The organism is Bacillus cereus group sp. MYBK5-2 (assembly GCF_051915685.1).
Classification (GTDB): Bacteria; Bacillota; Bacilli; order Bacillales; family Bacillaceae_G; genus Bacillus_A; species Bacillus_A cereus.
In genome coordinates, this window is sequence record NZ_JBQAFE010000001.1 from 177,424 (window position 1) to 202,693 (window position 25,270).

The following is a 25,270-nucleotide window of genomic DNA, read 5'->3' on the forward strand; positions in this document are numbered from 1 at the left end:
TAGTTTTACTCGATGATTGTTATATTTTTTTATGGTTTTTAAGCAATAAATACCTTCTTAACACCAATTGTACAAGTAAAAGAAGACATCTTAAGCGATGTCTTCTTTTCTTATATAATAACAACACAATAAAATTAAGATGGTTCAAGTGGGAGGAAGGCACCTTTGGGTGTTTTTTCTTTGTCGAATTTGCCTAATAGGGGCAGCACCACATTGCTATCAAGTTAAAAAATTTTTTCACCCAAAACAAAAAAACGAGCTGAATTCACATAAATAACTATGGAAGAAAACAAAAACTTGGGATTAAAGAACTTGTGATGTATGACTATATTGGCTGTTTTTATCCAGAAGAATACATTAATCCTGATTATACATTTGTAGGATTGCTTAATTGAATAGGATCTAGAAACAGATGATCTTCAAATTCCGATAAAACTAGCAGTCTCCACGCCGAACTTGGACAAATCCTAAGCAGGGAAAAAACGGACGCGAAAATGATGAAGAGATTACTATTTTCAAATCAGTTAGTTTGGCTGTAGTAGATATTATCGTTGCGAATTATTTGTATGAGAAAGTAGTGGAGCGCGGGATGGAATTGAGCTTTGAGGGACTGCCTTTTGGTGGTCTTTTTTGCATAAAATCTTGTAAATCTAGAAAAAGTAGGATATTTAATGATTAGAATTGAATATTCATATTCTAATATTCAATAGAAAGATAAAACGTTTAAAAGTTCAGAATAATAGATTATAATATGTTTAGTAAAATTAACCAATATATATTTTGCTCATTATGTATTAAAGGGGAAATGAAAATGGCTGGACAAATTCGTATGTCACCAGAGGAGCTTAAATCGAAAGCGGCTCGATATGGACAAGGTGCAAATCAAATTGAGGACATTTTAAGTCAACTACAAAACTTACAAAATGAATTAAGAGGAGAATGGGAAGGTCGTGCTTTCGAAGGTTTTGATCAACAGTTCAATCAATTAAAGCCAAAAGTACAAAACTTCGCACAGCTATTACAAGAAATTAATATGCAGCTTAATAAAACTGCAGAAGCTGTTGCTTCTCATGATGAAGAATTATCACGTAATTTCGGTTTGAAATAAAAATTGTCATACTCTATATAACAGGCATTTCAAATGAGCCATACAGCTTATAGTGTATGGCTCATTTGATTGCATGCCCAGAGCGAGTGATATTGATAGGGATATATATTTAATGAGATTTCTTTGATGCATTTGGAAAACTTATAGAAAGGGTTTGAAAGAATGGGACAATTTCAAAGTAATTTACAAACAGCAACGCAAATTGCTACGAAAATGGGATCAGCCTCTGATAGGATTCAAAGTGCAACAAGTCGTTCTATAACAAAGGCGACGCGTACAACATTATCTGTTAACTTCAAAGCACAAGAAGCGAATCAGCAAGTTTTAGACTTGACGAAACAATTTTCCGCTGCCTTTCAACAAGCGGTTGATAATATTCATTCGGTATCTAATGAATTTGAGAGAATGGATAATGAACTTCACAACACTTTTCGCTAATGTGACAACCTACGTAAAGTAAAATAGTAGGAGGAAAAAGATGAGTCAACATATTGAAAAACAAATTAATCAAGTAAATCAAAAGTTACGAAGTGTATTTGAAGAACAAGACCGAAATCAATCCGCGATTCACATTCAGGAGCAAGCGGAAGCAGATTTTTATGAATGGAGAGGTCGAAACCATCGTTTGTTTGATCGAATTTTAGGAACTTGGCATGGTGATAGAGAAATGTCTCAATTTTTTATGAATACATATCAAGAGGCACAACATATTGAACGAAAAGTCACATTTGAATTAGAAAACCAAAAAGAAACGTTGCTTAAAGAAAGACGAAACCTTAGTGATTTAGAAAACGACCTTTCCTATCAACAACAACAATTAGCGAGGGAGGTCAATGCATGAGCTTAAATATGTATTTAGGAGAAGTACAAGGCCAAACTCAAAGTATGAATGCTGTATGTAACGCTACTATTCAAGGTATGGAACAAGTGATTCAGTCAATTGATGCCTTTGCAATTGATACTGTTCTACAAGGACAAACTTATAGCAGTGCAAAATCATTTTTTGTACAAACCTTTCGTCCTTTAGCGCAAGGAATCATTTATCTGTGTGAAGAGTTAATTCGCCAGAACGATGCTTTTCCAAGTCAATTTCAATCACAAGTCGCTTCCGCAGATGTAATTGAACAAGAGATATTAGAACAAATTCGGGAAATTGACCGAATGAAAACAAGTATGGAAGCTGTCAATCAAGCTATGCCAATGCCGGGTATGGATGCCATGGTAAATCTTTTTATTGTTATGAGGCAAAAACTGCAAGAAAAGCTGGATCATTTGTATCAATTCAATCAGACCTCTAGTAATAACTATAGTACAGCACTTCAATTAGCAACTAGTATTGCTGCAGGTCTTGCGGAAGTTCAAAGTGGAAAAGGCTTTAGTCCTGCAAGTGGTACATTTAGTACGCAAGGGTTGAATATGGATTGGACGGGGCCTATTCAAAAAATTACAGCAGATAAAGCTCGTGAAGTTGATAATTTGATTAAAGAAAGAACAAAGCATGAAAGGTTGAATAAGGATTCTGAAAAAGTAGATAATAATAATAAATTTGCTACTAAATTAAATAGTATTGTCAATAAAACTAGTAGTTCGGATAATCATATTGTGTTTAAAAATTCTGGTGGATTAGGTGTAGAACCAGATAAAAAAAGTGGTGCTTTTGCTCAAGCTTTTAAATATGAAACGGATATACAGCTTCCTAAAGATATGGATACTTTTTCTAATGATTTAACATCTTTTAATAAAATTGGTGGAGAGGTTAAAGGAGCTGTTGTAGATGCTGGATTTAAAGTTGAAGATTTTACTATACATGAGCAATTGCTTAGAGCTGAAGTTAAAGCTCAGTTTGGTGGGGGAATTGGTGGAGAAGCCAAGGCTGGGGTAACTTTTAATGATCTTGGTGTAGATCATGATTTTGGAAAGGCTCATATAAAAGTAGGAAATGCTGAAGCTGGTTTTGAGGCTAAAGATGGTCATATTGGTATTGGTGCGAAAGCAGATTTAGTTAAAGGTGAAGCAGAACTTAAAGTTCCTATTCCTTTTATTGATTGGAAAGTAGTTGTTGGTGGAGAGGCAGCTTATGGTAGTATTGGTGGAGAGGCTAAATTTGGATTAATGAATGAAATTGATGTTGGTCTTGGAATAGGTCTAGGGGTAAAGTTTGGAGTAGAAAAGGATTAAATAGTTTTATTTAATTAATGTTAGGAGGATAAAGTTTGTTTTCTTTAGATGTATTTAAGAAGATTTTATTGATTTTTTGTGCTATTGCTGTTCCATCTAGTTTGTTAGCTATATGGTTTGGAGCAGATGCTACGTTTAATGAAAAAATTGTTTTATCTGTTGTATTTTGTTTAGTAATGCCATTATCTATTTTTATATTTTATAAGATTGTTTCATTTTTTTTTAAGAAATCTCATTCTTCAAAGAAATATTAATTTTTTATAATTTAGTTAGGAGGAACTTTTAATTATGGAAGATAGATATATGCCAAATTTATTTATTGGAGAAGATTTATTACCAATTGGTTCTGTGGTTCTTGTTGAAGGAATTAATCAACCTCTTATGATTTACGGTAGAAAACAGGGACAAGTGAATGAAAATAAAATGTGGGATTACGTGTCTTGTCCATATCCTCATGGGAATTTGTCTAAAGAATACAATGTATTTTTTAATCATAATCAAATTGCTAGTTTATTTTTTAAAGGTTTTGAAACAGTCGAAGAGTTAGAGTTAAGAAATAAATTAGCAAAATTTTAGTGAAAAGGTAGATTAATTATATGTTTTCAGGATTTCAATGGTTTCCTAAAAGATGGGGAAAAAGAAAAGTTTCAGAACAGTTTCATCAATCAAAGTTTGCTGATGAAGGTAAAGGTATTTTGATTACTATTTATGCTATAGATTTGTATTTTATATCTATTCCTTTAAAGGTAAAAAAATATAATTAGTTTTAATCATAAATATATTTTTTATTTGAAGGTTAGAGGATTACCCCTAAAATGTGAATTTACAATATTAATTTGTTGCTAGTCTTAAAAATGAATAACTTTAACATCAATAAAGATTTTGAGATAAGTCATACGAGATACTTGTAAACCTTAGCTGAAGTGTAAAATTAATTAAATATCTATCAATAGAATAAATCATATTGATAGATATTTAATATTGTAAATCTGCAAGTTCTTGATGTTATTTCAGTTTTTTATTAATTTCAATATATTTTAGGTTCATGAATACTTACTGGGGATATTATTAGAAATGTGTATTGAATTAAATACAAAGTGTATCTAGTATATTGTCTTTTTCTTCCTTGTTGATACCAATATATTTCAGTGTAATTTATAGGGTGCTATAATTGAGTATTTCGTGTAACATAGTGACACCTTTTATTTATAGAACCAATAGCCGAAGGTTTTGCGCATGGTGTGAGTCCCAATAGATTCGATACCAGCAAAATCTTTGGCTTTTTGAAATTTTTGATAAGCCTAGATTTTATTAATGGGTTGATCTTTTTTTCGAGAAGGGAAAAATATTTCACAGAAGGTGTAAAATGGGATGTTGATTTAGATGGTGATGATGAAGATAATAGTATTAAGGATAGGGTGAAAACGGGTTCGAAAAAAGCTTGGTCAACAGTTGCGGGGTGGTTTAATTAACATGAAAAAAAATACAGATTTTAATAAAAAAGCTTTTGAATATTATGTGGCTCTTTATGCTGTAAATGATATAAGATCGACTATAATTACTCTTGTGATTGGGATAGCAGATATATTTGTGCTTTTACCTGCTTTTGCGAATCCTGTTCAACCGATATATATGTACATAATAGTTCCACCAGTTGCTTTTTTAAATGTATGGGCAATATGGATTGTTATAAATCCTAGGAAGCGACAATTACAATACACTCTATTTCGTGGGGTATTTGGCATCGTATGTTCAGTAGGATTATTAGTTATAACCCAAAAGTTTGCATATGGAATGTTAGGATTACAAACTCCTATCTATTTTATTTTTTCGGTTGGTTTGTATATTTTTGCTTTGTATTATTATTATAAAAATCATATTAAAAAACTTCAGGAATCAATCAAAAAATCAAAATCATCGAAAAAAAACTCTAGTTTCGGAGTAGTGGCTTTTGTAGGATTGGGTCAACTCATTGCTAATATCAGTCTTGGTTTTGCAACACAAAAGATGGTAGCAATTGTATTAATGTGTGTATACTCCATGCTTTCGTTTATTTTGTTTCATTTCATTATGGAATTCCATAGGTACTATTATTTAAGGAAGCATATAGAAGATGGGGGTAGAACACATGAAACCTTTTAAAGAGGTTTGTTGAATTTAAGTATTGTGATTTATGGAAGGAAACAAAAACCTATGGTTAAAGAACCTGTGATGTATGAATATATTGGCTGTTTTTATCCAGAAGGAGGAATGCTGATATGCAAGCATTTAAAGTTGGAAAATTAGTCACATTCGTTGCAATTATAATACTTCTTGTAGTTGCTATTTTATCTCCTTACAACTTATTTAAAAAGATTTATTTTATTATTGGTGTTCTTATTATTGGCGCAATTTCACTTGGTGCAAATAAATTCTTTGAACTGATACACAGTAAATTTAATAAGAAATGATATTACTTATGTGATAGGGAAATTCCCATCTAAATCCTTAATGATTTAGATGGGAATTTCTACAATATGATTTTACTGGATTACGTGGAACTAAATTAGTCCATCACCATATTGGTGGTGGTCAAGCTGTTGGTGTTCCGCTGCCACTACATCCTGGTTTTGGAGGGATTCATAACGCAGAAAAAGCGATTGAAGCATGGGGGAAAAGATGCAGGGATTGAACCACCCCCATATTCTAATGCAGCACATCACCTAACACCTTGGAATGATAAAAGAGCTATTGAAGCACAAGAATTATTAAAAGAATTTGGAATACACCATGATTCTGCTGCTAATGGAGTATTTTTACCGTATAAAGTAAATGAATATGTGACTACTGAAGTGTTACATATAGGTAACCATGGTACGGATTATATGAAAGAGGTAACTAAGGTACTAAAAGAAGTTAAAGAATATGGTGGTACTCAAGCAGACGCTGTTGCAGCTTTACATGACATAAGAATACGTTTATTAGATGGCAGCTTAAAATTAAATAGCCCGAAATAATTTATGAATAGATTAAATATAAGGGAGAAGGAAAATGAAAATTTGGGAATTGAAGAGCTCATCTAATAACTATGAGTCTTTCCAACTATTAAATTATAAAAAGGATAAGAAATATTTTGAAGGAAAATTCAACTCCACTACAATTTTACTAGATTCATGGGGAGAAATATTTATAAAATGTATAGTTAGTTAAAAGTCTTTGACCAAGAGAAATAGTATGTTTTATTTTTATGATTTTCTCCCAAAAATATATGTTCATAAAACAAGTATAAGAGTATTTTAAAAAGTGTATATCATATAGATGTAAAGTGCAAAATAGTAACTTAAATTAAATACGGCAAGCATAACGCGTTGGTAAGTTTTACTGGCTCCAGCTGAAAATAAAACGCCTATAAGTGGTGCAAATAAACCAATTTTCCAAAAGATATTCGCTGATCCACCTATTTCTAATGTATGTTCATTTACTATAGTTAAAAGAGCATAAGGTACACATATTAAAGATAATATAGCCCATTTGTTCAAAGTGCCACCTCTTTTCGATGTTTTAATAGAAATAATATGAAAAGATTTTTATGATTTTGGAGGTGTATCCTACATATTTGGAATTAGGCTATAGTAAGTTATTATTTGTACTATTAATATATCCACCTATTGTTCCAGTTTCGAAATCATATTCCAATGTTTTCGTTTCATATTCAAATTTCATTACTATTACAACTTTAGTATTATCTTTCCATGAAATTTCATAGAGGTCTGAACTATTAATTATATTAAAATTAGCTACCCTTACTTTTGTTTTCTCTACAAGTTTGTTTTTTTCTTTAAAGTACATTTTTATGTATTTATCATCGGAGAGATGTCCATAAGAAATTCCCGTAATTTCTATTTGATTTGCTTGGTTGGATGACGTATTTTTTACAAGAGGTTTTTCGTTTTCTTGAAAAAACAGCCAATAAATAGGGTATAGAATAAGTATAAAAATGATACTCATACCTAGTAAAAATTTTAATATGCAACCACTAAAATCATGGTCTGCTATTTTATCATTACTTAGCCATTGGCTCATATTAGTTTCACCACTCAACTTTAGTATAATTAGATAGAAAACTTCTAAATGATTTAAATTATCACCTTGTTTAACTTTTTACTAAGAATAGAATGTTAACTACATTTATAAATTATTATCTTTATTTTGGAAATGATTTTTATATTTCAATTGGTTTAATTTACCACGAAGTGAAACGAACCGCTAGTATTTTCGAATGATAGCTTTACTTACTATATGTAGAAATATGTGTAAATGGTAGACAGGCTTCAAGTTTTAGTGTAAAAAAATGGCTCAAGTATTATACCGCATTTCAAGGCTTGAAATGAGAGAATACTTGAACTTGGTGTATCTTATAAAGTAGGTATATATTTTTCTTAAGTTGATAGACATGAGATGTTACCCCTATAATCTTCTTTTTTCGTTTCATAATGATTTATTACAAATAATACATGTCATAATCAAAAAAGAAGAGAAGTAGATTTGGATATCTTTTTTGTTATAAAGTTTAAAAACCTCTACATATAAGTAGAGGTTTTTAAATTGCATATTAGTGAATTATGCTTTTTCAAATAAACGAAGATACTAGAATACATAATTTTAACTAGACTTATTATTAACTAATTTATCCCCACCACCAAGCTCCGCCTCAATCTGCGAAGTTTTCGATGACTCATCCATACGCCAATACGTAATAAAGCTGATCGCGATACATCCAGCTACGTAGAAGTAGAAGAGTGATTCCATTCCGATACTCTTTAGCCATAATGCGATGAACTCAGCTGTTCCGCCGAATATCGCAACTGTCAGAGCATATGGTAAACCTACGCCGAGTGCGCGAATTTCAGTTGGGAAGAGTTCTGCTTTTACAATTGCGTTAATTGATGTGTAACCAGTAACGATAATGAGACCGACCATCATGAGTAAAAATGCTACGATTGGTTCTGTCGTTTTTTCCATGAAGAAGAAGATCGGTGCTGTTAGTAATGTTCCGAGAATACCGAATGCCATTAATAGTGGGCGGCGTCCAATTTTATCGGATAATAGCCCTGCAATTGGCTGAAGTACGACGAATATAAGTAGTGCGACAAAGTTAATCCAGCTTACAACTTCTTTCGGAAGGCCGACTGTGTTTACCATGAACTTTTGTAAATATGTTGTGTACGTATAAAATGCAACAGTGCCTCCTAATGTTAGGCCGACTACTGTTAATACTGCTTTCGGATGTTTCATAAGAGCGCGAATGGTTCCTGCGCTTTCACGTTTTTGTGATTTTATGTTTGCGAATTGCTCCGATTCATCCATCGTGCGGCGAAGCCATAATACAGCTACTGCACCCATCGCTCCAATAATGAATGGAATACGCCATCCCCAAGCTTTCATATCTGGTTCGCTTAGTAATTGCTGAAGAACAATTTGAACGCCTAACGCAACCATCTGTCCAGCAACGAGCGTTACATATTGGAAGCTTGAATAAAAACCGCGGCGTCCACTACTAGCCATTTCAGATAAATACGTTGCGGAAGTTCCGTACTCTCCGCCAAGTGATAATCCTTGAAGTAAACGAGCAAGAACTAAAATAATTGGTGCCATAATACCGATGCTTTCGTAACTAGGTGTACAGGCAATAATTAAAGAACCACCGGCCATAACCGTAATGGAAAGCGTTAATGCCGCCCGGCGTCCATGCCGATCCGCATAACGTCCCATTAATAAACTCCCAATAGGGCGCATTAAAAACCCAACTGCGAAAATAGCTGCTGTGTTCAGTAATTGACTCGTTGGATCTCCTTTAGGAAAGAACTCTGCTGAAAAATAAACAGCGAAAGCAGAGTAAACGTACCAGTCGTACCATTCAATTAAATTGCCGACAGAACCTTTGAAAATATTGCCGGCGACTCGATTAGATTTTGCTTGAGCCATAATAATTCCTCCTCGTACTTATAAATAAAAAAATAATATGAAAGCGTGTTCATTGTAGTTGAATTGTACTGTCCTTTGTCTAAAATCTCAATATTATGACAATTTTATTCTTTTTGTACTTTATGTACATGGATATTTTTAATAGTTGCTTCATTTTCAGTTTTGTCATAATAATAGAAAAAGGAGATTGATAGTTTTGAATATTTTATCAAAGGATATGAAATATGAAGAAATCACGCAAAGTGTCATTGCAAACGAAAATAGTAAGCTTAATTATCGCGTTAATTTTATTTGTCGTTCTCCTATTAGCGGGAATATTTGTTTACATTCAGTCCGTTGATACGAAGCACCAAGTGGAGCAACTAGCACTGCAAACAGCGAAGTCGCTTTCTTTTATGCCTGCTATAAAAGATGCTTTTCAAAATAACGAGCATAAAAGTACGATTCAATCTATTGCGGAACAAGTTCGTGAGCAAGCTGGTGCAGATTACGTCATTATAGAAGATCGCTTTGGGGTTATGTATTCCCATTCTAATTCGGATTTAATTGGCACAAAGAGTAACAATCCATATAACTATGAAGCACTCACTTTTGGTGGCTATTATACGCTCGAAGGAAATGGTGTAAGTGGTCCAGCCTTAATGGCAAAGGCACCTATTATTGTTCATAACGGAGATTACGATCAAGTAGTAGGCGTTGTGACAGTAGAGTTTTCAATAAAAGGAATTGAATCTAACATATTGAGTAGAACGAAAGAAATTATCCTCTTTTCATTAGCAGTATTATTAGCCGGCATTGTTGGTGGCATTCTTTTAGCGCGTAGCATTAGGAAAGATACACTCGGTTTAGAGCCGAATGAAATCGCAGCGCTATACCGGGAACGAAGCGCGATACTACTATCTATAAAAGAAGGGATCATCGCCATTGATCAAAATGGTTTTATTACGATGATGAACACGTCGGCAGAAGAGATGCTGCATGTACATGATGATTATATGCAGCAGCACATTTCAAAGGTTTTACCGGAATTTAATATGGAAAGAGTGCTAGAAAACGATCAAGAAATCGCGTTTCAAGATAAAGTGTTTATTTTAAACATGACACCGATACTCGAAAATAATAGTACAGTAGGCGTTGTATGTAGTTTTAGAGATAAAACAGAACTGCAAAACTTAGTGAATACGATATCTGAGGTAAGAAAGTATTCTGAGGACTTACGTGCTCAAACACATGAATTTACAAATAAGCTCTTCGTCTTATCAGGATTACTTCAGTTAGGGCATTATAAAGAAGCAATTGAATTCATTCAGCAAGAATCTAACATTCATCAAAGCCAAAACCATATCTTATTCCATCAAATTCATGATGCAAAAGTACAAGCTATTTTATTAGGAAAACTCGGAACAGCGTCTGAGAAGAAAATTTATTTTCATATTGAAGGAGATAGTGCACTTCATCCGTTACCAGGCCATATAAAAGTTTCGCACCTTATTACGATTCTTGGAAACATAATCGACAATGCATTTGATGCGGTGAGTGAACGAGAGGAAAAGAGTGTTTCCTTCTTCGTTACGGATATTGGGCACGATATTGTATTTGAAGTAATAGATAGTGGGATAGGAGTGCCGGCAGAAAAAATAAGTACCATTTTTCAAAAAGGATTTTCGACGAAAGGGAATAATCGTGGTTACGGACTAGCGAATGTGAAAGAAATGGTAGATGTACTAGAAGGAACCATTGAAATTCAAAACGAGAAAAATGGAGGAGCTATTTTTACAATTTACCTTCCGAAAACATTGAAAGAAAGTACATGACAAACAGGGGGATGGGCATATGTTGAAGGTTGCAATTGCAGAAGATGATTTCCGCGTCGCGCAAATTCAGGAAGAGTTTTTATCAAAAATAAAGGACGTAAAAGTGATTGGAAAAGCATTGAACGCCAAAGAAACGATAGAACTACTACAAAAGGAAGAAATCGATTTACTTCTATTAGATAATTACTTACCAGATGGAATTGGAACTGACTTATTACCACAAATTCATGCTGACTTTCCAAACGTTGACGTCATTATGGTAACGGCGGCGAATGAAAACCACATGTTAGAAAAAGCAATTCGAAACGGCGTAAGTAACTACCTTATAAAACCAGTCACGTTAGAAAAATTTGTTCGCACAATTGAAGATTATAAAAGAAAGAAGCAACTATTACATAGTAACAATGAAATAAATCAAGCACTCATCGATAACTTCTTCGGGACTTCGCAAACACAAGACATAAAAAACTTACCGACAGGTGTTGATCCGTTAACACTGCAAAAAGTGAAAGGAATTATAAAAGGATTCGAAGAGGGCATTACAATAGAAGAAATGGGAGAACAAATGGGGGCCTCCAGAACAACCGCAAGAAGATATTTAGAATACTTAGTAGCGACAAACGAATGCACAGTAGAGTACACATACGGCATTATCGGACGACCAGAACGAAAGTACCGAATAGGACGAGGAATATGAAAAAACGATTATTACTATGTATATGGATCATGACAGGAGTAATAGCAGGTTGTTCCTCGGAAAAATCCCATATGAATAAAGTGAACATCGACAAAGTAGAAATCGTTGCGCCGAACGTTCAAGGAGCCGGATGGGACTTAACAGCACGGGCGATGCAAAAAACACTAACGGAAGAAAAAATCTTCACAAAACCAATCACTGTCACAAACAAAGTAGGTGGCAGCGGTGATGTCGGATGGAAATATACGAAACAAAAAGGTGGTCACGTACTGGCGATTAACTCAAGCTTACTCATAACGAACAATCTACTAGGCCACAGTAAATTAACATATAAAGACTTCACGCCACTTGCAACACTTGCGTCAGACTGGGAGGTCGTTGTCGTCTCAAAAGACTCAAACATAGAAAACGCAAACGAACTAATGGAACAACTAAAACAAAACAAGAAAAACTTCAAAATTGGCGTTGCCCCCGGCCTAGGGAACGACGATCACCTATCCTTCGTACAAGTAAGCAAGGCCTTCGGCATAAACCCTGCCGAACTACAATTCTTCGTCTACGAAAACAAAGAAAAAATTATAAACGCCCTAACGAACAAACAAATCAGCGCCGCAACCATGACCCTATCCGAAGCCGAAAAACAATACAAAGCCGGCAAAATAAAAATACTAGCCGTATCCGCACCAAAACGACTAGACCGACTACCAGAAATCCCAACCTGGAAAGAACAAGGAATCAACGTCATATTCCAGCACTGGAAAGGAATTATGGGCCCAAAAGATATGACGGAGGAAGAGGTTGCTTATTGGGATGATGTGATTAAGAGGATGGTGGAGAGTGATAGTTGGAAGGGGATTTTGAGGGAGCGGGGTTGGGAGGGATTTTATAAGGGGAGTGGGGAGAGTAGGGTGTTTTTGGAGGAGAGTAGTGGTTGGTATGGGGGGATGGTGAAGTTTAGTGATTAATGCATGATTATTTGTAAGAAATAGGATATGTGACATAAATAATGCCACATTATAAGTTATAATTTACTTATAAAAATTTATAAAAATGATTATTCAGGAGAATTGATTTACAAATTTATAAACGGCGGTGTGTGGAGTGGATTATAATTTTGAGATTTTATCATTGTTAGATAATTCAATTGAGTTTGAGAAGCTACATAGTAAGTTTAATCGTTTTAATCCTTTTAAAATATTGAAGGTAGATAAGTTTGAGATTAGACATTCTAATATGATTGCTTGGCTACTTGATCCTATGGAAAATCATCACTTAGGTTCTATGTTTGTAAATAAGATCCTTTCTAGGACTTTTGTAAAAGCGGAGAATGAGGAGTTAATTGGACAATATAATTTTATTAAATTACATAAGCAGTCTCTTCAAGATTTGGAAGTGTTCCGCGAAGTACAAACGAAAAATAATAAACGAATTGATATTTTGGCAATATCAGAGGCGCAAAAGGTTGCTATTTTAATTGAAAATAAATATAAGTCATCTGAGTCAGATGGACAATTACAAAATTACATAAACTTTGTTAGTGAGAAATATGAAGGGTATACAATCATTCCAATTTTTTTAAGTTTAGATGGTAGCGCTCCAAGTCATAAATCGTATCTTACTTTAGATTATGGGGATATATTAAATATCCTAAAAAGCCAATTGGAGATTTATAGTGAGTATACGTCTAGTACAATAAAAGATTTTCTTTCCTATTATATTGATATATTAGAAGGAGAACTTGTTCGTGATGAGGAAGACATTGAACTAGCGTTAACAGTGTATAAGAGCCATAAGGCCGCTGTTGATTTTCTATGCTTAAATGGTAACGGAAAAATAGTTGGAAAGTTTGTTAATAAAGAGTTGTTACGCGCTGTAAAGAAATTGAATGCTGAAGAAAAAGAAGATCTTTGTAAAATTTATAAGAAGTATGCTGAAACGCTTCACTTTATACATGGAGCTGGAAATAGCGTCATGAGAGAGGCATTTTTACAGTTTGTAGAGAAAAATCAAATACAAGAAGATTGCTACCATGAACACATTCGTATTCCATCTTTCATCTTCGAAGAATGGAAACAACTTGATGAGATTGTTGGAGTTCCAAATCATGAGTGGTGGCTAAATAATGCTCTTATAACTTGGTTCGAAAGAAAAATAGATGGGCGTATGAAACTTATCGTTGAAGTCGGGCCGTTGGAATACAAGCAGAGATTAAAGTTATTATGCAAGTTAGAGGAAAATGGAATTACTATTAAAGAAAAATCAAAAGAAGCTGGATCCATGTACACAAGAATTTATGCTGGATATGAAAATATAAGTGATTGGGCAGATCAAGATGAAATTCTTCGTGTGATGAATGATATGTATAACAATGCTGATTTTAATCAAGTGGTTGCAGCTATAGGCGATACTATAAAGGGGCTTGTATACGGAGAAGAAGATTCTTCTTCTGAAATTGTTGCTGTGGAGAGTAGCCAAACAGACGTGGATACTTTAGCTAATGCATTTCAAATATTCGTCCATAAACAAAAGTTTCAAGAAGGCTTTTACAATATTCATCACCGACTACCATCATTCATTATACCGGAGTTCCGTAAACTAGAAGAACAATTTGGAACACCGAAATGGAATTGGTGGTTAAATAACTGTGTAATCATGTGGTTTGAACGTTTGAAGGATAATAGATTGAAATTGACACTAGAAATTGGACCACTAGAATCACAAAAGAGATTAGCACTATTAACAAGGCTTGAAAGTAAAGGGAGAAAAATAAGCGCAGCAGCGAAAAGACCAGAAGCGTCGTATACAAGGATTTATACAAATACAAGTAATATAAGCAACTGGTCAGATGAACACATTGTTATACAGGCTATGAACGAGCTATTTAATGATACGGATTGTCAAAATGTTATTCAAATGTTAACAGATATCGCTAAAGAGGAAGTTCATATTTAAAAAGAATTGCCAAGTGCAGAGAGATGTACTTGGCGATTGTTTTAACTATTTTAGATATAGTATGAAAAGGTGATTCTAATTTTTTATACTTAGATGAGGATGGATGAATAGAAACGAGGAATTATATGAGTAAATTAAGCAATTGTCTGTATATGATTGAACTCCTGCATGCAAGAGAGAAAATGAAGATTAGTGAGTTAGCAGAGTTGTTAGAAGTAAAAGAACGGATGGTCCGCATTTATCGTGATGATATTGAAATGGCAGGTATTAAAATTGAGACAACGAAAGGAAGGGATGGCGGTTACTCTCTTTCGAATACATCGTTATTTCCTATTAAAAATATGTCTCAACAAGAGCTAGATGCGTTAACATTCTCAATTCAAAAACTAGTTTCAAAAGGTAATGATATTTATGCAAAGGACGCACAAGTAGCATTAGATAAATTGAATGCCGTTCGGAAAGTTGAAACGAATAAAGACCGTCATATATATTTTGTTCAAAGATCGAAGCCAAATAATGCTTTTTCTAATGAAAATCAAAAATATGTACAACTACAAGAAGCTTTATTTACAAGACGCAAGGTGAGAATTCAATATGAGAAACGATTTGGTGAAAGGTCAGAACGAATTATTGATCCGTACGGTTTTGTACACTACAATGAATTCTTTTATTGCCTAGCTCTGTGTAATGATAAAAAAGAAAAACGTATGTTTAAATTATCACGAATAAAGGATATTAGAGTTTTGTATGATACATATGAAATACCCGCTGATTTCGATATTCGAGAAGAATTTCCGAAATTAGGTATCGTGAAAGAATCACTTGAAGTTGAGTTACTCATCTATCCACCATTCGCGGCATCTGTACCGGAATCCATTTGGGGAGAGAATCAAAAGATAGACCATAATGAGGATGGAAGCATTCTTTTCCGGGCGACGATGAGCGGGAAAGAGTCGATTAAGAAGTGGGTTTTGGGGATGGGTGCTTCGGTTAGGGTGGTTGAACCCGGGGGATTAAGAGAGGAGATTGTTGAGGAAGGGCGGAAGTTGTTGGAGTTATATAACTCTATTGATTTGTAAAATTTTATGGCTGTTAGTCACCAAGTCTTAATAGTTATTCATTGTTTAGGTGACTAACTGAGTATCAGATTATTAGTCTGAATTAGGTTAAATGATAAATTATGGACTAGTAGAACTATGTTAAATATGAAGGATATACATATAGGAAAGTAATTTATAAAGAATTTTCTGTAATTAATAGAAAAATAGCACATATATAGAAGAATTATGTAATATAAAAATATGTTCCTATTTTTTCCTTATGTCAAAATGGAAATTTAAAAATGTAAGAAGGAGAAATGTGCTGAAATGAAAAAGTTAAACTCTCATCTTGAACGTAGAACAGAATTAATTGCTGATCTTGAAAAATTTTTAATCGGACCTATAGAAGATTATGAAGTATTAAGTAGTAAAAAAACACCTATGGCACTGTATTTAACAGGCAAGTTAGTTCCTTTCGGATCAACAGTTGAAGTTGTAAATGAAGAAGAATATGATGTTCAAACAAATGAGTTGTTAGATACAGAGAATGTGGATGAGTTAATTGCAAACCGAAATCCGTTTCGAGCTTCATCTATGGGATTTAGTTTTCGAATGAGTCAATTAGTTCCTATTAATATTAAGATTTCATGGGGAATGTATGGTGAAAATCATGTGCGAAAACCTATTATGGTTACGCTTGATAAGCTTATTCCAGAAAATAAAGAGTGGCAATTAGAGGAACCGGGAGTTCTCCGATGTAAGGTAAAAGAAAGAGATGGAATATATCATGTTAGTTTTTATTTGTTAAATGGGTATAAACGTGATTCTTATCCACTTCAAAATGAGATTATGTTTCAAACAAAGCTTGCCGTAGAAGTTAAAGAGGAATCGATAGCGAAGTTTAGTTCACGAGCAGATCAATGGAATTTGGAAGATGAATTATTGTACCGTCATGTAAATGAATATGCTATCGGCCATGGTGTTGGTATAGGTTGTAGTTTCAGTGAAGGAAAATGTTTATTAGAAACTACATGGCTACCAACTACAGAGGTGCCAATTGTCGAGCATAAGGAAATAAAGGAGTTAAAAACTTCTATGGTTGAACTGGCTGAGATGTCGGCAGAAGAATTGCAAACTAATTTATATAAATTAGTTTGTTTGTATAGGGTGTGGGTAAAAGAGCAATCAGATAAATTCGAAGGAATTCCTAGTCATTTACATAGTGTAGTGAATAATAATTTGTCTAAAGTTAGCCGAATCATTGAAAGAATTGAGAATGGTATTTTATCGGTAGTATCAAATGAAAAAAAATTAAAGGCATTTAGATTTATGAATAGAGTAATAGCGATTCAACAAGCTCAATCTACAGTGGCACTAAAATATCGATCCAACAGTGAAAGAGTTGAGCCGGTTTATAATGGTAGGTGGAGACTTTTTCAGTTGGCGTTTATTTTAATGAATATTGATGGGGTTAGTAATCCCGAACATAAAGACCGTGATTTGGTTGACTTGCTATGGTTTCCAACAGGTGGAGGGAAAACTGAAGCCTATTTAGGAGTAGCAGCTTTCTTAATGGGGCTGAGACGATTAAATGGTGTAGCGCATCAACGTGAAACATATGCAGGAGTAACTGTTTTGATGAGATATACACTAAGATTACTAACTACCCAACAATTTCAACGTGCTACTGCAATGGTTTGCGCAGCGGAGTTTTTACGTCAAAAGGATCCTGTATTATGGGGGTTAGAGCCTTTTTCAATTGGGTTATGGATTGGCCAAGCTTCAACACCAAATAAAATTGAAGAAGCAAAGGAAAAGTTACAACAAATTATTGATGGGAATGAAGTGACTGAGGCAAATCCAGTGCAGTTAGAAAATTGTCCTTGGTGTGGTTCTAGTTTATCTGCACACGATTATCACTTTGAAGATCATAGACAGAGAATTACTTGTAGCCACTCAGAATGTTATTACGCTAGTAATGGAGGTATTCCAGCCTATACTGTAGATGAAGTTATATATAATCATGTGCCTACAATCTTAATTGGTACAGTAGACAAAATTGCGCAGATTGCTTGGAATAAACGTTTTTGTGAGTTGTTTGGCTGGAAAACACACTATAGTCCTATTGAAGGGTTTGTAAATGATATAGATTATAAGAGTTATCATTTAATTAATAAGCAACGGATTTATACAGAAGAAATAGACGGTTTAATACCACCTGAATTAATAATTCAAGATGAACTGCATTTAATTAGTGGACCATTAGGCTCCCTAACAGGACTGTATGAATTAGCAATTGATTATTTATGTCAATACAATGGAAAAGGTCCTAAAATTATTGCTTCAACAGCAACGATTCGTGGAGCACAAGAACAAGTTAAACGCCTGTATGGTAGAGAAGTGTCTCAATTTCCTTTATCGGTAACGGATGCGCGTGATAATTATTTCTCTTATCAAGTTCCGATAGAAGAAAAACCTGGTCGTTTTTATTTAGGTGTTTGTGCACCAGGTGTGAGTGGGGCAATTCATACGGTACACGTTTACGCTGCATTGCTCTCTATCGTTCGCAACTTGGAGGAAAAGGATGATTCTATTGACCCATATTGGACTGTTCTTGGTTACTTTAATACAGTAAAAGAATTATCTGGTACATCAACGAAGTTAAAAGACGAAATCCCGATTCGTTTAAAATTACTAAGTGACCGAAGTAAAATGGTCAACCCATTAATTACGGAAGAATTAACTTCGAGAAAAAAAGCGGCGGAAATCCCACAAGTGTTAGGTGCGATTGAACGTAAATATGATGAGAATGGATTAGATGTAGTATTAGCAACTAATATGATTTCTGTTGGAGTAGATGTGAATCGATTGGGGCTAATGGTCATGCACAATCAGCCAAAAACGGCCTCTGAATATATTCAGGCTACGAGCCGTGTTGGTCGTAGCTATCCAGGTTTGGTTGTTACTTTATTTAATTCGATGAGATCAAGAGATCTATCACATTTTGAACGTTTCAATGCATTTCATCAGGCGATGTATCGTTATGTTGAACCAACAAGTGTAACTTCCTTTGCAAGTGGTAGCCTTGAAAGAGGATTAACTGGTCTTGTAGTCGGAATGATTCGACAAACCGATTATACATTGCGTAAAGAAAATGGTGCGGTGGAGTTTAGGCAAAACAACATAACTGATGAAATTCTAGAATTTATTATAAAACGAGCGGTATCTACAAGTGAAGTAGAACTAAATGATATAAAAAAAGAGATAGAGAAAATCTATTCGTGGTGGGAAGGTAGGGCAATTTCTGAAGAGAAATTAAGTTACCGACAAAACATCAAACAAGGAAGAACAAGGCATATTTTAAAAAATTTCAAAGAAAGAACAAATTATCAATATGCAAAACCTACATTAAATTCATTAAGAAATGTTGAAGGTGAAATTAAAATTGTGGAGATGAGAAATTATGAGTAAGCAGGAAATAGGTAAATTGCGTCCTTCTCAGTTATTACACTATCATGGACCGGGTGCTATTGTTGATTTAATAGAGGATAGTGTAGTTATCTCTGCAGCGGATGAGTGGTCAATTCCAAGAGAAAATCGTTATCAAGAGCCCAGAATAGAAAAAATGTTAAATATTGATTATATTAAGTTGATTAGTGAGGAAGAAGATCGTATAAAAGTTGGAGCGAGATCGTTTCCGCGATGGAGAATATGTCCGTCTTGTGGGATGATGGATTCGTTTGCAAGTAAAGAATGTTTTTATTGTAAAAAAAATGAAGACAAAAGTGTTAAATTATATCCGTCCCGTTTTATTCTCGTTTGTGAACAAGGACATTTAAGTGATTTTCCTTGGATTGATTGGGTGCATAATGGTGAAAAATGTTCTAGTAATAAACCAGTCTTAAAATACAAATCGAAAGGTTCTGCCGGTTCATTATCAGATATTGTTGTTTCATGTGTAAAGTGTGGTGAACAGAATAGTCTTGCTCAAATTATGAAAACGGAAGAAATTGAAAAATATGTTCCTCAATGTACTGGTGAACGCCCTTGGTTAAATGATAAAGAAGAATGCTCGGAAAGTATGAAAACAAGTTTGCGTGGAGCTTCCAATATTTATACACCAATTATTACAAGTGTTCTTTCAATTCCTTTAACAGCTTCGTCTGGTGATGAAATCATGTTTATTGTTGATAGCAAAAGGGATGTAATTACAAACTTACTAGAAATGCAGAACTATGATGAAAATGCAAAAAAGACGTTAATTTGTTCAGTTTTAGGTAGACCAGAAAGTGATTATGAAAGGGTCATGAATTATTATCTAAATGAGGAGACAGTAAATTACGATTCAATACGTAAACAAGAATGGTTAACACTAATTTCTGGTAATATTAATGACCAAGAAGAAACCGGTTTTGTTAGTAAACAAGTTGCAATACATGAGGAAATGTCTACATATTTTAATTCGATTGTTCGTGTAGACCGATTACGTGAAGTAAGAGTGCTAAATGGATTTACACGTTTGAACTATCCAGATCCATTTTTTGAAGAAGCTCTAGATGTACTTCCTATTATGAAAGAAAGACAAAATTGGTTACCTGGTGTTTTAGTACATGGTGAAGGAGTATTTTTTGAATTTAATCCTAAAGCGATTTACAAATGGCAAGCAAATCAAAATGTACAGCAGCAACTTAACAAAATCATTAATAAATATAACGTAATGCGAGAAGAGCTTGGTTATAGTAGTCGAGATTTAGCACCAAAGGATATTCTGATTCACACATTTTCACACATGTTAATCAAGGAGTTTGCAGCACATTCGGGATATTCCTCAACATCTTTAAGAGAAAGATTATATTGTGGTCCTGATATGATGGGCGTATTAATTTATACAGCATCTTCTGATTCAGAAGGCAGTTTGGGTGGTTTGATTGAACTATCTAAGCCAGAAAAATTGTACCCGATTTTTATACGAGCATTAGAACGTTTTGAGTATTGTTCATCAGATCCTCATTGTTCTGATGGTGATTTTGAATTACAAACATCTATTAACGGTGCTGCATGTCATGCATGTTCTTATGTTTCTGAAACATCATGTGAATGGAATAATCATCTATTAGATCGTCGTACGACAGTTCCACTGTTAGGATTTGAAAATATGACACTTTTCAAATGATAATCCCATTTTTAGGAAGGGTTTCATTGCCGTTTTTCATTGTGAATATATTTAAGTTATATTACTATATTTTATATAAGTGAATTTTAAATACACGAAAAATAGGGGTTTTGAAAAAGAAAATTTAATTTTATGTATTGTAATTTTAGTTGAAGAGGATGTATGCCAGATGGATTTTCATCTTTTAAAAAATGAGATAGAAAACATGAGTTCTTGGTGGCATAAGTTGATTTTTGTATGTAATGTTGAATCTATAGTGGACGAAATAGTTAGTTTAAATTCAGATATTGAAGTATTGAATGTAAATCTAATATTAAGTGAATCACTAGTGGCTGTTTCAAAAAATAAATATCCACTTTATGTTGAAGAAGCTATGCAAAACAAGATTAATAATCCATCTAAAATATATTTACTTCAATATATTGATATTTTATTTGATCCGGTTTTACAAATTAATTCAATTCGTTTGTTAGAAAACATAAGCAAACGAAATAAAATCATTGTAATATGGCCTGGAATATATATAAATGGGCAATTGATTTATGCTGAGAATGGACATCCAGAATATTATTCAAATGGTAATTTTGAAGGGAAAGCAATTACGAATTAAATAAAGGAAGTGTTGTAAGGATGTTAAAATATGGAGATTTAATAAAGTTTGAAGCAGTTGAATCGGTTGTTCAACTAAAAGAAGCAAATGATACAGATTATGCAATTTCACTATTAAATACATATGTTATTTCAGATAACATGGCAGAAAAACTAACAAATGAGATTATTGAAAATGTTCAATTCGATCGTTGGGTTGATAATAAAGGAATGCTTATTGTTGGTAACTATGGAACGGGTAAATCTCATTTAATGAGTGTTATTTCTACAATTGCAGAATTACCAGGAGCAAGTGAGCACTTACGACATAAAGAAGTAGCTGAAAAGGCAAAAGAAATTGAAGGGAAATTTCAAGTTGTTCGTGCCGAATTTGGTGCAGTTACAATGCCGCTACGAGATATCATTTGTCTTGAATTAGAAAGTGGATTAGAAAAAATGGGGATTGATTATACTTTCCCAGCAGCGGATCAAGTTACTAATAACAAAGAAATGTTTTATGAAATGATGGAATTGTTCCATGAGCAATATCCAGATAAAGGACTACTTTTAGTAATTGATGAGTTACTTGACTATTTACGTGGTCGTAAAGAACAAGATTTGACTTTAGATTTAGGTTTTTTACGTGAAGTAGGAGAAGTATGTGGTAAATCTCGTTTCCGTTTTATTTCTGGTGTACAGGAAATGCTATTTGATAATCCTAAATTTAGTTTTGTTGCTGATTCACTTCGTCGTGTGAAAGAGCGTTTTAAAGAAGCACGCATCGTTCGTGAAGATATAGCGTTCGTTGTATCTGAGCGTTTGTTAAAGAAAAACGATGAACAAAAAGCATTGGTTCGTGAACATCTGAGTAAATTCACAAAATTGTACAATGGATTAGCGGAAGATATGGAAACGTTCGTAAATATGTATCCAATTCACCCTTCCTATCTTGAGACATTTGAAAAGGTAAATATTGCTGAAAAGCGTGTTGTACTTCAAACAATCAGTAAAGAAATTAAAAAATTATTAATGCTTGAAGTCCCTGAAGAAGCTACAGGATTAATCTCTTTTGATCGTTATTGGCAATACATTGAGGAAGACTCGTCTCTTCGAACAAATGATAATGTGAAGTTGGTTATGAATAAAGTTGAAATGTTAAAAGGATGTGTTCAGACAGGTGTGAAGCGTCAATACAAAAATATAGCTAATCAGTTAGTTAACGCATTAGCTGTATATCGTTTAACGACAGACGACCTAAAGACACCAATTGGTCTTACATCAGAATCATTACGTGATAAATTATTTATAAGCAACCCGATGCTGTTAGAATTAGATGAAGACGTATCTGAATTTTTAACAACGATGATTGAAGCGGCTATGAAAGATTTAATGACTGCAGCGAGTTTCCAATTTGTATCGTTAAATAAAGATAATGGTCAATATTACATTGATATTGCAAAAGTAACGGCAGTCGACGAATTAATTCAACAACGCGGAGAAGGTTTAACAGATAATCAGTTAGACAGTTATTACTTCCAAGTTTTAAAACAAGCGACAGAAGTAGCTGACACTTCTTATGTGAGTGGATATAAAATTTGGTTGCACGAAATTCCATGGATCGATCGCCGTGTTAAACGTGAAGGCTATATATTCTTCGGAGCACCGAATGAGCGCTCTACAGCGCAACCTGAACGTGACTTTTATATTTATATGCTCCAACCGTTTGAAGAACCGAAATTTAAAGATGAACAGAAAGAAGATGAAGTATTTTTCCGTTTGATTAAGAAAAATGATGATTTTGTTAATTTGTTACGTCTATATAGTGGTTCATGTGAAATGTACAAAGATACAACAACAAATCGCCATCTATATAAGCCGAAAATGGATGATTATTTGAAGAAGTTAGTAAAGTGGTTAAAAGAAAATTTTGTTGAAGCTTTTGAAATTGTTTATAGAGGAAAGCACGCTGATGTTTTAGAGCATGGATTCTTCCTTCCAAGTAATCCAGATACACTAATTCAAATTATTGATTCGGTTTCACAAGATTTACTTTCCCAATGGTTCGAGGTGAAATATAGTGAGTACCCGACTTTCCGTAAATTAGATAAATCGTTTGTTACGAAATCAAATATGCAAACATACGTAAAAGATGCGTTAGATTACTTAAATGGAAAGAAAACAAATCAAGGGGAAGCAATTTTAAATGGTTTAGTCCTTCTTGATAATAATGGGAATGTCACTGCAAGAAACTCTGGTTATGCGAAATGGGTATTAGAATTACTAAATCAAAAAGAACCAGGACAAGTGTTGAATCAAAATGAATTAATAGAAGTCATTAATACAGTACAGGGGACACCGGATCAAAGATTAACAAAGCAATTCGCAATGGAACCTGAATTATTAGCGGTAGTATTAGCATCTTTAATTCAAAGTGGTGAAATTGTTGTTACTGTAAATGGTACGACATATGAAGCTATGAATTTTGCTGAATTTGTTCGTTTGCCCGTAAATGATTTAACATATTTTAGCCATATTAAAAAGCCAAGTGGTTTACCAGTTTCAGCAGTGAAGGCTTTAATTGCTATGTTTGGTGGAGAACAAATTGATTTTACTGATTTAGATGCTGTAGACTTTGCTATTAAAAGAATTATTTCTAGAGCGAAAGAAGAAACAAACAGGACTGTGGAGATGGTTGCTAATATCCGAAATCGATTTGTAATTTGGGATGGACAGTTATTCTCATTAGAAGAGAAAGAAGAAAAAATTATAAAGTTAAGTAGTTTAAATGAATTTTTACAAGGACTACAAGTTTACAATACTCGTGCTAAAATGGTGAACTTGAAATATGATATAAATCGTATTGAAGAAGAAAAAGAGAACTTAGCAATTGTTCATGAGCTTGAGAAGCTACAACAGAAGATTAATGAATATACAAAAGTAGCGGATTATTTAACGAAAGCAAGATATATCGTGTCTCCTAGTCAAGAATGGATAGATGATGTCGATGTGTCACTTGATAATTTAAGCATCACTTTAAAAAATGGTGAAGATTGTTCTAGAGAAGTTGCAGAGCTTGAGCGACTAAGAAAAGAATATATTGAACATTATATGGTGCTTCATCAAAAAGCGCGGTTGAATGCAACTGAAAACAAGAAAAAATCAGAACTTTTAAAGGATCCGCGTTATGATGCTTTAAATACATTGGCTTCTAAAATATCATTCTTACCTCATCAAGCTTTTGATGATTGGCAAATGAGTTTAAAAGCGTTGAAAGATTGTTATAATCTGACAGTGGAAAAACTACAACATATGCCGGAGTGTCCAAATTGCAGATTCAATCCAAGAGAAGAACAAAATAAAGCGAAGCCTTCACTGACACAGCTAGAAGATCAATTAGGAGAACTTCTAAACTCATGGACAGAAACACTATTAACGAATTTTAATGATTCAATTGTAAAAGAAAGTATTGATTTACTCGAATCTGAACAAAAGCGTTTAATGAATGAATTAATTCAAAATAAAGCATTTACACTTCCAATTTCATTAAATTTAATTAATGCTATTAATGTTGTCCTTAAAGGGATTCATAAAGAGCAAATTGAGATGGAACAACTTATGAAAGTATTTGGGGCTGGAAATCCTATCACAGTGGATGAAGCACGTAAAAACTTCGATATGCTACTAAAAGGATTAATTGGTACAAATGAAATAAATCGAGTTCGTTTAACGGTAAAGAAATAAGTAGGAGGAAACAAA

At 33.7% G+C, this 25,270-nt stretch carries 24 protein-coding genes and 5 pseudogenes; 25 read left to right on the forward strand and 4 right to left on the reverse strand.

Annotation, left to right across the window (positions count from 1 at the left end):
* Positions 1–263 precede the first annotated feature (263 nt).
* From ACTFP3_RS01010 to ACTFP3_RS01050, 9 genes and pseudogenes are all read left to right on the forward strand, one after another.
* A pseudogene (locus ACTFP3_RS01010) lies at positions 264–380 on the forward strand (DUF4176 domain-containing protein); the annotation flags it as partial.
* Between the two features lie 131 nt (positions 381–511).
* Positions 512–679: an ornithine cyclodeaminase gene (locus ACTFP3_RS01015; protein WP_306426805.1), complete on the forward strand. Its 168-nt coding sequence runs from the start codon at positions 512–514 to the stop codon at positions 677–679.
* Between the two features lie 132 nt (positions 680–811).
* Positions 812–1,108, forward strand: coding sequence for a WXG100 family type VII secretion target (locus tag ACTFP3_RS01020; RefSeq protein WP_000918591.1), 297 nt, complete (start codon positions 812–814; stop codon positions 1,106–1,108).
* Between the two features lie 162 nt (positions 1,109–1,270).
* Entirely contained in the window at positions 1,271–1,546 is a 276-nt protein-coding gene (locus ACTFP3_RS01025; protein ID WP_000529667.1) for a TIGR04197 family type VII secretion effector, read from the forward strand.
* A 40-nt stretch (positions 1,547–1,586) separates the two neighbouring features.
* Complete coding sequence (locus ACTFP3_RS01030; RefSeq protein WP_440009094.1) at positions 1,587–1,949, forward strand: DUF3958 family protein; 363 nt, start codon at positions 1,587–1,589, stop codon at positions 1,947–1,949.
* Positions 1,946–3,286: a T7SS effector LXG polymorphic toxin gene (locus ACTFP3_RS01035; RefSeq protein ID WP_440009096.1), complete on the forward strand. Its 1,341-nt coding sequence runs from the start codon at positions 1,946–1,948 to the stop codon at positions 3,284–3,286. The genes ACTFP3_RS01030 and ACTFP3_RS01035 overlap by 4 nt, the downstream gene beginning before the upstream one ends.
* Before the next feature lie 35 nt (positions 3,287–3,321).
* A complete protein-coding gene (locus tag ACTFP3_RS01040) occupies positions 3,322–3,540 on the forward strand; it encodes a hypothetical protein (protein ID WP_076876522.1) in 219 nt (72 codons plus the stop codon).
* A 34-nt stretch (positions 3,541–3,574) separates the two neighbouring features.
* Complete coding sequence (locus tag ACTFP3_RS01045; protein ID WP_076876523.1) at positions 3,575–3,862, forward strand: DUF4176 domain-containing protein; 288 nt, start codon at positions 3,575–3,577, stop codon at positions 3,860–3,862.
* Between the two features lie 20 nt (positions 3,863–3,882).
* On the forward strand, positions 3,883–4,050 hold the full coding sequence (locus ACTFP3_RS01050; protein WP_000490954.1) for a hypothetical protein: 168 nt from the start codon (positions 3,883–3,885) through the stop codon (positions 4,048–4,050).
* Between the two features lie 322 nt (positions 4,051–4,372).
* On the opposite strand, the pseudogene ACTFP3_RS01055 reads toward ACTFP3_RS01050, so the two are convergent.
* Positions 4,373–4,629: pseudogene (locus ACTFP3_RS01055) on the reverse strand (tyrosine-type recombinase/integrase); the annotation flags it as partial.
* Between ACTFP3_RS01055 and ACTFP3_RS01060 the strand changes: the two are divergent.
* The 7 genes and pseudogenes from ACTFP3_RS01060 to ACTFP3_RS01090 form a co-directional block, all read left to right on the forward strand.
* Positions 4,606–4,758, forward strand: coding sequence for a hypothetical protein (locus ACTFP3_RS01060; RefSeq protein WP_440010014.1), 153 nt, complete (start codon positions 4,606–4,608; stop codon positions 4,756–4,758). The pseudogene ACTFP3_RS01055 and the gene ACTFP3_RS01060 overlap by 24 nt on opposite strands.
* 1 nt (position 4,759) lies before the next feature.
* Positions 4,760–5,428 carry a hypothetical protein gene (locus ACTFP3_RS01065; RefSeq protein ID WP_440009099.1) on the forward strand — a complete coding sequence of 223 codons (669 nt, stop codon included), beginning with the start codon at positions 4,760–4,762 and terminating at the stop codon, positions 5,426–5,428.
* 21 nt (positions 5,429–5,449) lie between these two features.
* Positions 5,450–5,533, forward strand: a pseudogene (locus ACTFP3_RS01070) (DUF4176 domain-containing protein); the annotation flags it as partial.
* 11 nt (positions 5,534–5,544) lie between these two features.
* Positions 5,545–5,736 carry a hypothetical protein gene (locus tag ACTFP3_RS01075; RefSeq protein WP_001147552.1) on the forward strand — a complete coding sequence of 64 codons (192 nt, stop codon included), beginning with the start codon at positions 5,545–5,547 and terminating at the stop codon, positions 5,734–5,736.
* Positions 5,737–5,843: 107 nt separating this feature from the next.
* Positions 5,844–5,957: pseudogene (locus tag ACTFP3_RS01080) on the forward strand (hypothetical protein); the annotation flags it as partial.
* A complete protein-coding gene (locus ACTFP3_RS01085; protein WP_000680285.1) occupies positions 5,926–6,282 on the forward strand; it encodes an AHH domain-containing protein in 357 nt (118 codons plus the stop codon). The pseudogene ACTFP3_RS01080 and the gene ACTFP3_RS01085, both read left to right, overlap by 32 nt.
* Before the next feature lie 34 nt (positions 6,283–6,316).
* Positions 6,317–6,466 (forward strand): annotated as a pseudogene (locus ACTFP3_RS01090) (imm11 family protein); the annotation flags it as partial.
* A 95-nt stretch (positions 6,467–6,561) separates the two neighbouring features.
* On the opposite strand, the gene ACTFP3_RS01095 reads toward ACTFP3_RS01090, so the two are convergent.
* The 3 genes from ACTFP3_RS01095 to ACTFP3_RS01105 form a co-directional block, all read right to left on the reverse strand.
* On the reverse strand, positions 6,562–6,804 hold the full coding sequence (locus ACTFP3_RS01095) for a hypothetical protein (protein ID WP_001045662.1): 243 nt from the start codon (positions 6,802–6,804) through the stop codon (positions 6,562–6,564).
* An 88-nt stretch (positions 6,805–6,892) separates the two neighbouring features.
* On the reverse strand, positions 6,893–7,348 hold the full coding sequence (locus ACTFP3_RS01100) for a hypothetical protein (protein ID WP_440009102.1): 456 nt from the start codon (positions 7,346–7,348) through the stop codon (positions 6,893–6,895).
* Positions 7,349–7,927: 579 nt separating this feature from the next.
* Entirely contained in the window at positions 7,928–9,250 is a 1,323-nt protein-coding gene (locus ACTFP3_RS01105; RefSeq protein ID WP_076876258.1) for an MFS transporter, read from the reverse strand.
* Positions 9,251–9,474: 224 nt separating this feature from the next.
* Between ACTFP3_RS01105 and ACTFP3_RS01110 the strand changes: the two genes are divergently transcribed.
* The 9 genes from ACTFP3_RS01110 (at position 9,475) to ACTFP3_RS01150 (ending at position 25,255) form a co-directional block, all read left to right on the forward strand.
* The gene (locus ACTFP3_RS01110) at positions 9,475–11,064 is read left to right on the forward strand and encodes an ATP-binding protein (RefSeq protein ID WP_290102189.1); all 1,590 of its coding nucleotides are present in this window, start codon (positions 9,475–9,477) and stop codon (positions 11,062–11,064) included.
* Positions 11,065–11,083: 19 nt separating this feature from the next.
* The gene (locus ACTFP3_RS01115) at positions 11,084–11,761 is read left to right on the forward strand and encodes a response regulator (RefSeq protein WP_440009105.1); all 678 of its coding nucleotides are present in this window, start codon (positions 11,084–11,086) and stop codon (positions 11,759–11,761) included.
* Positions 11,758–12,726, forward strand: a complete 969-nt coding sequence (locus ACTFP3_RS01120; protein ID WP_440009107.1) for a tripartite tricarboxylate transporter substrate binding protein — start codon at positions 11,758–11,760, stop codon at positions 12,724–12,726. Before ACTFP3_RS01115 ends, ACTFP3_RS01120 begins: the two co-directional genes overlap by 4 nt.
* A gap of 136 nt (positions 12,727–12,862) precedes the next feature.
* Entirely contained in the window at positions 12,863–14,713 is a 1,851-nt protein-coding gene (locus ACTFP3_RS01125) for a PD-(D/E)XK nuclease family protein (protein WP_440009109.1), read from the forward strand.
* Between the two features lie 125 nt (positions 14,714–14,838).
* A complete protein-coding gene (locus ACTFP3_RS01130; protein WP_440009111.1) occupies positions 14,839–15,792 on the forward strand; it encodes a helix-turn-helix transcriptional regulator in 954 nt (317 codons plus the stop codon).
* A gap of 288 nt (positions 15,793–16,080) precedes the next feature.
* The gene (gene drmA / locus ACTFP3_RS01135) at positions 16,081–19,224 is read left to right on the forward strand and encodes a DISARM system helicase DrmA (RefSeq protein WP_440009113.1); all 3,144 of its coding nucleotides are present in this window, start codon (positions 16,081–16,083) and stop codon (positions 19,222–19,224) included.
* A complete protein-coding gene (gene drmB, locus ACTFP3_RS01140) occupies positions 19,217–20,926 on the forward strand; it encodes a DrmB family protein (RefSeq protein ID WP_440009115.1) in 1,710 nt (569 codons plus the stop codon). Before drmA ends, drmB begins: the two co-directional genes overlap by 8 nt.
* 169 nt (positions 20,927–21,095) lie before the next feature.
* Complete coding sequence (gene brxF / locus ACTFP3_RS01145) at positions 21,096–21,536, forward strand: BREX-3 system P-loop-containing protein BrxF (protein ID WP_440009117.1); 441 nt, start codon at positions 21,096–21,098, stop codon at positions 21,534–21,536.
* Between the two features lie 20 nt (positions 21,537–21,556).
* Entirely contained in the window at positions 21,557–25,255 is a 3,699-nt protein-coding gene (locus tag ACTFP3_RS01150) for a DUF6079 family protein (RefSeq protein WP_440009119.1), read from the forward strand.
* The last annotated feature ends 15 nt before the right edge of the window (positions 25,256–25,270 follow it).

Excerpts from the sequence above, each read along its gene's own strand:
- ACTFP3_RS01065 (WP_440009099.1), top strand. The coding sequence starts at position 4,760 with ATGAAAAAAAATACAGATTTTAATAAAAAAGCTTTTGAATATTATGTG.
- ACTFP3_RS01050 (WP_000490954.1), top strand. The coding sequence starts at position 3,883 with ATGTTTTCAGGATTTCAATGGTTTCCTAAAAGATGGGGAAAAAGAAAA.
- brxF (WP_440009117.1), top strand. The coding sequence starts at position 21,096 with ATGGATTTTCATCTTTTAAAAAATGAGATAGAAAACATGAGTTCTTGG.
- ACTFP3_RS01120 (WP_440009107.1), top strand. The coding sequence starts at position 11,758 with ATGAAAAAACGATTATTACTATGTATATGGATCATGACAGGAGTAATA.
- ACTFP3_RS01150 (WP_440009119.1), top strand. The coding sequence starts at position 21,557 with ATGTTAAAATATGGAGATTTAATAAAGTTTGAAGCAGTTGAATCGGTT.
- ACTFP3_RS01030 (WP_440009094.1), top strand. The coding sequence starts at position 1,587 with ATGAGTCAACATATTGAAAAACAAATTAATCAAGTAAATCAAAAGTTA.
- ACTFP3_RS01100 (WP_440009102.1), bottom strand. The coding sequence starts at position 7,348 with ATGAGCCAATGGCTAAGTAATGATAAAATAGCAGACCATGATTTTAGT.
- ACTFP3_RS01110 (WP_290102189.1), top strand. The coding sequence starts at position 9,475 with ATGAAGAAATCACGCAAAGTGTCATTGCAAACGAAAATAGTAAGCTTA.
- drmA (WP_440009113.1), top strand. The coding sequence starts at position 16,081 with ATGAAAAAGTTAAACTCTCATCTTGAACGTAGAACAGAATTAATTGCT.
- ACTFP3_RS01020 (WP_000918591.1), top strand. The coding sequence starts at position 812 with ATGGCTGGACAAATTCGTATGTCACCAGAGGAGCTTAAATCGAAAGCG.
- ACTFP3_RS01115 (WP_440009105.1), top strand. The coding sequence starts at position 11,084 with ATGTTGAAGGTTGCAATTGCAGAAGATGATTTCCGCGTCGCGCAAATT.
- ACTFP3_RS01105 (WP_076876258.1), bottom strand. The coding sequence starts at position 9,250 with ATGGCTCAAGCAAAATCTAATCGAGTCGCCGGCAATATTTTCAAAGGT.
- ACTFP3_RS01035 (WP_440009096.1), top strand. The coding sequence starts at position 1,946 with ATGAGCTTAAATATGTATTTAGGAGAAGTACAAGGCCAAACTCAAAGT.
- drmB (WP_440009115.1), top strand. The coding sequence starts at position 19,217 with ATGAGTAAGCAGGAAATAGGTAAATTGCGTCCTTCTCAGTTATTACAC.
- ACTFP3_RS01045 (WP_076876523.1), top strand. The coding sequence starts at position 3,575 with ATGGAAGATAGATATATGCCAAATTTATTTATTGGAGAAGATTTATTA.
- ACTFP3_RS01075 (WP_001147552.1), top strand. The coding sequence starts at position 5,545 with ATGCAAGCATTTAAAGTTGGAAAATTAGTCACATTCGTTGCAATTATA.
- ACTFP3_RS01130 (WP_440009111.1), top strand. The coding sequence starts at position 14,839 with ATGAGTAAATTAAGCAATTGTCTGTATATGATTGAACTCCTGCATGCA.
- ACTFP3_RS01025 (WP_000529667.1), top strand. The coding sequence starts at position 1,271 with ATGGGACAATTTCAAAGTAATTTACAAACAGCAACGCAAATTGCTACG.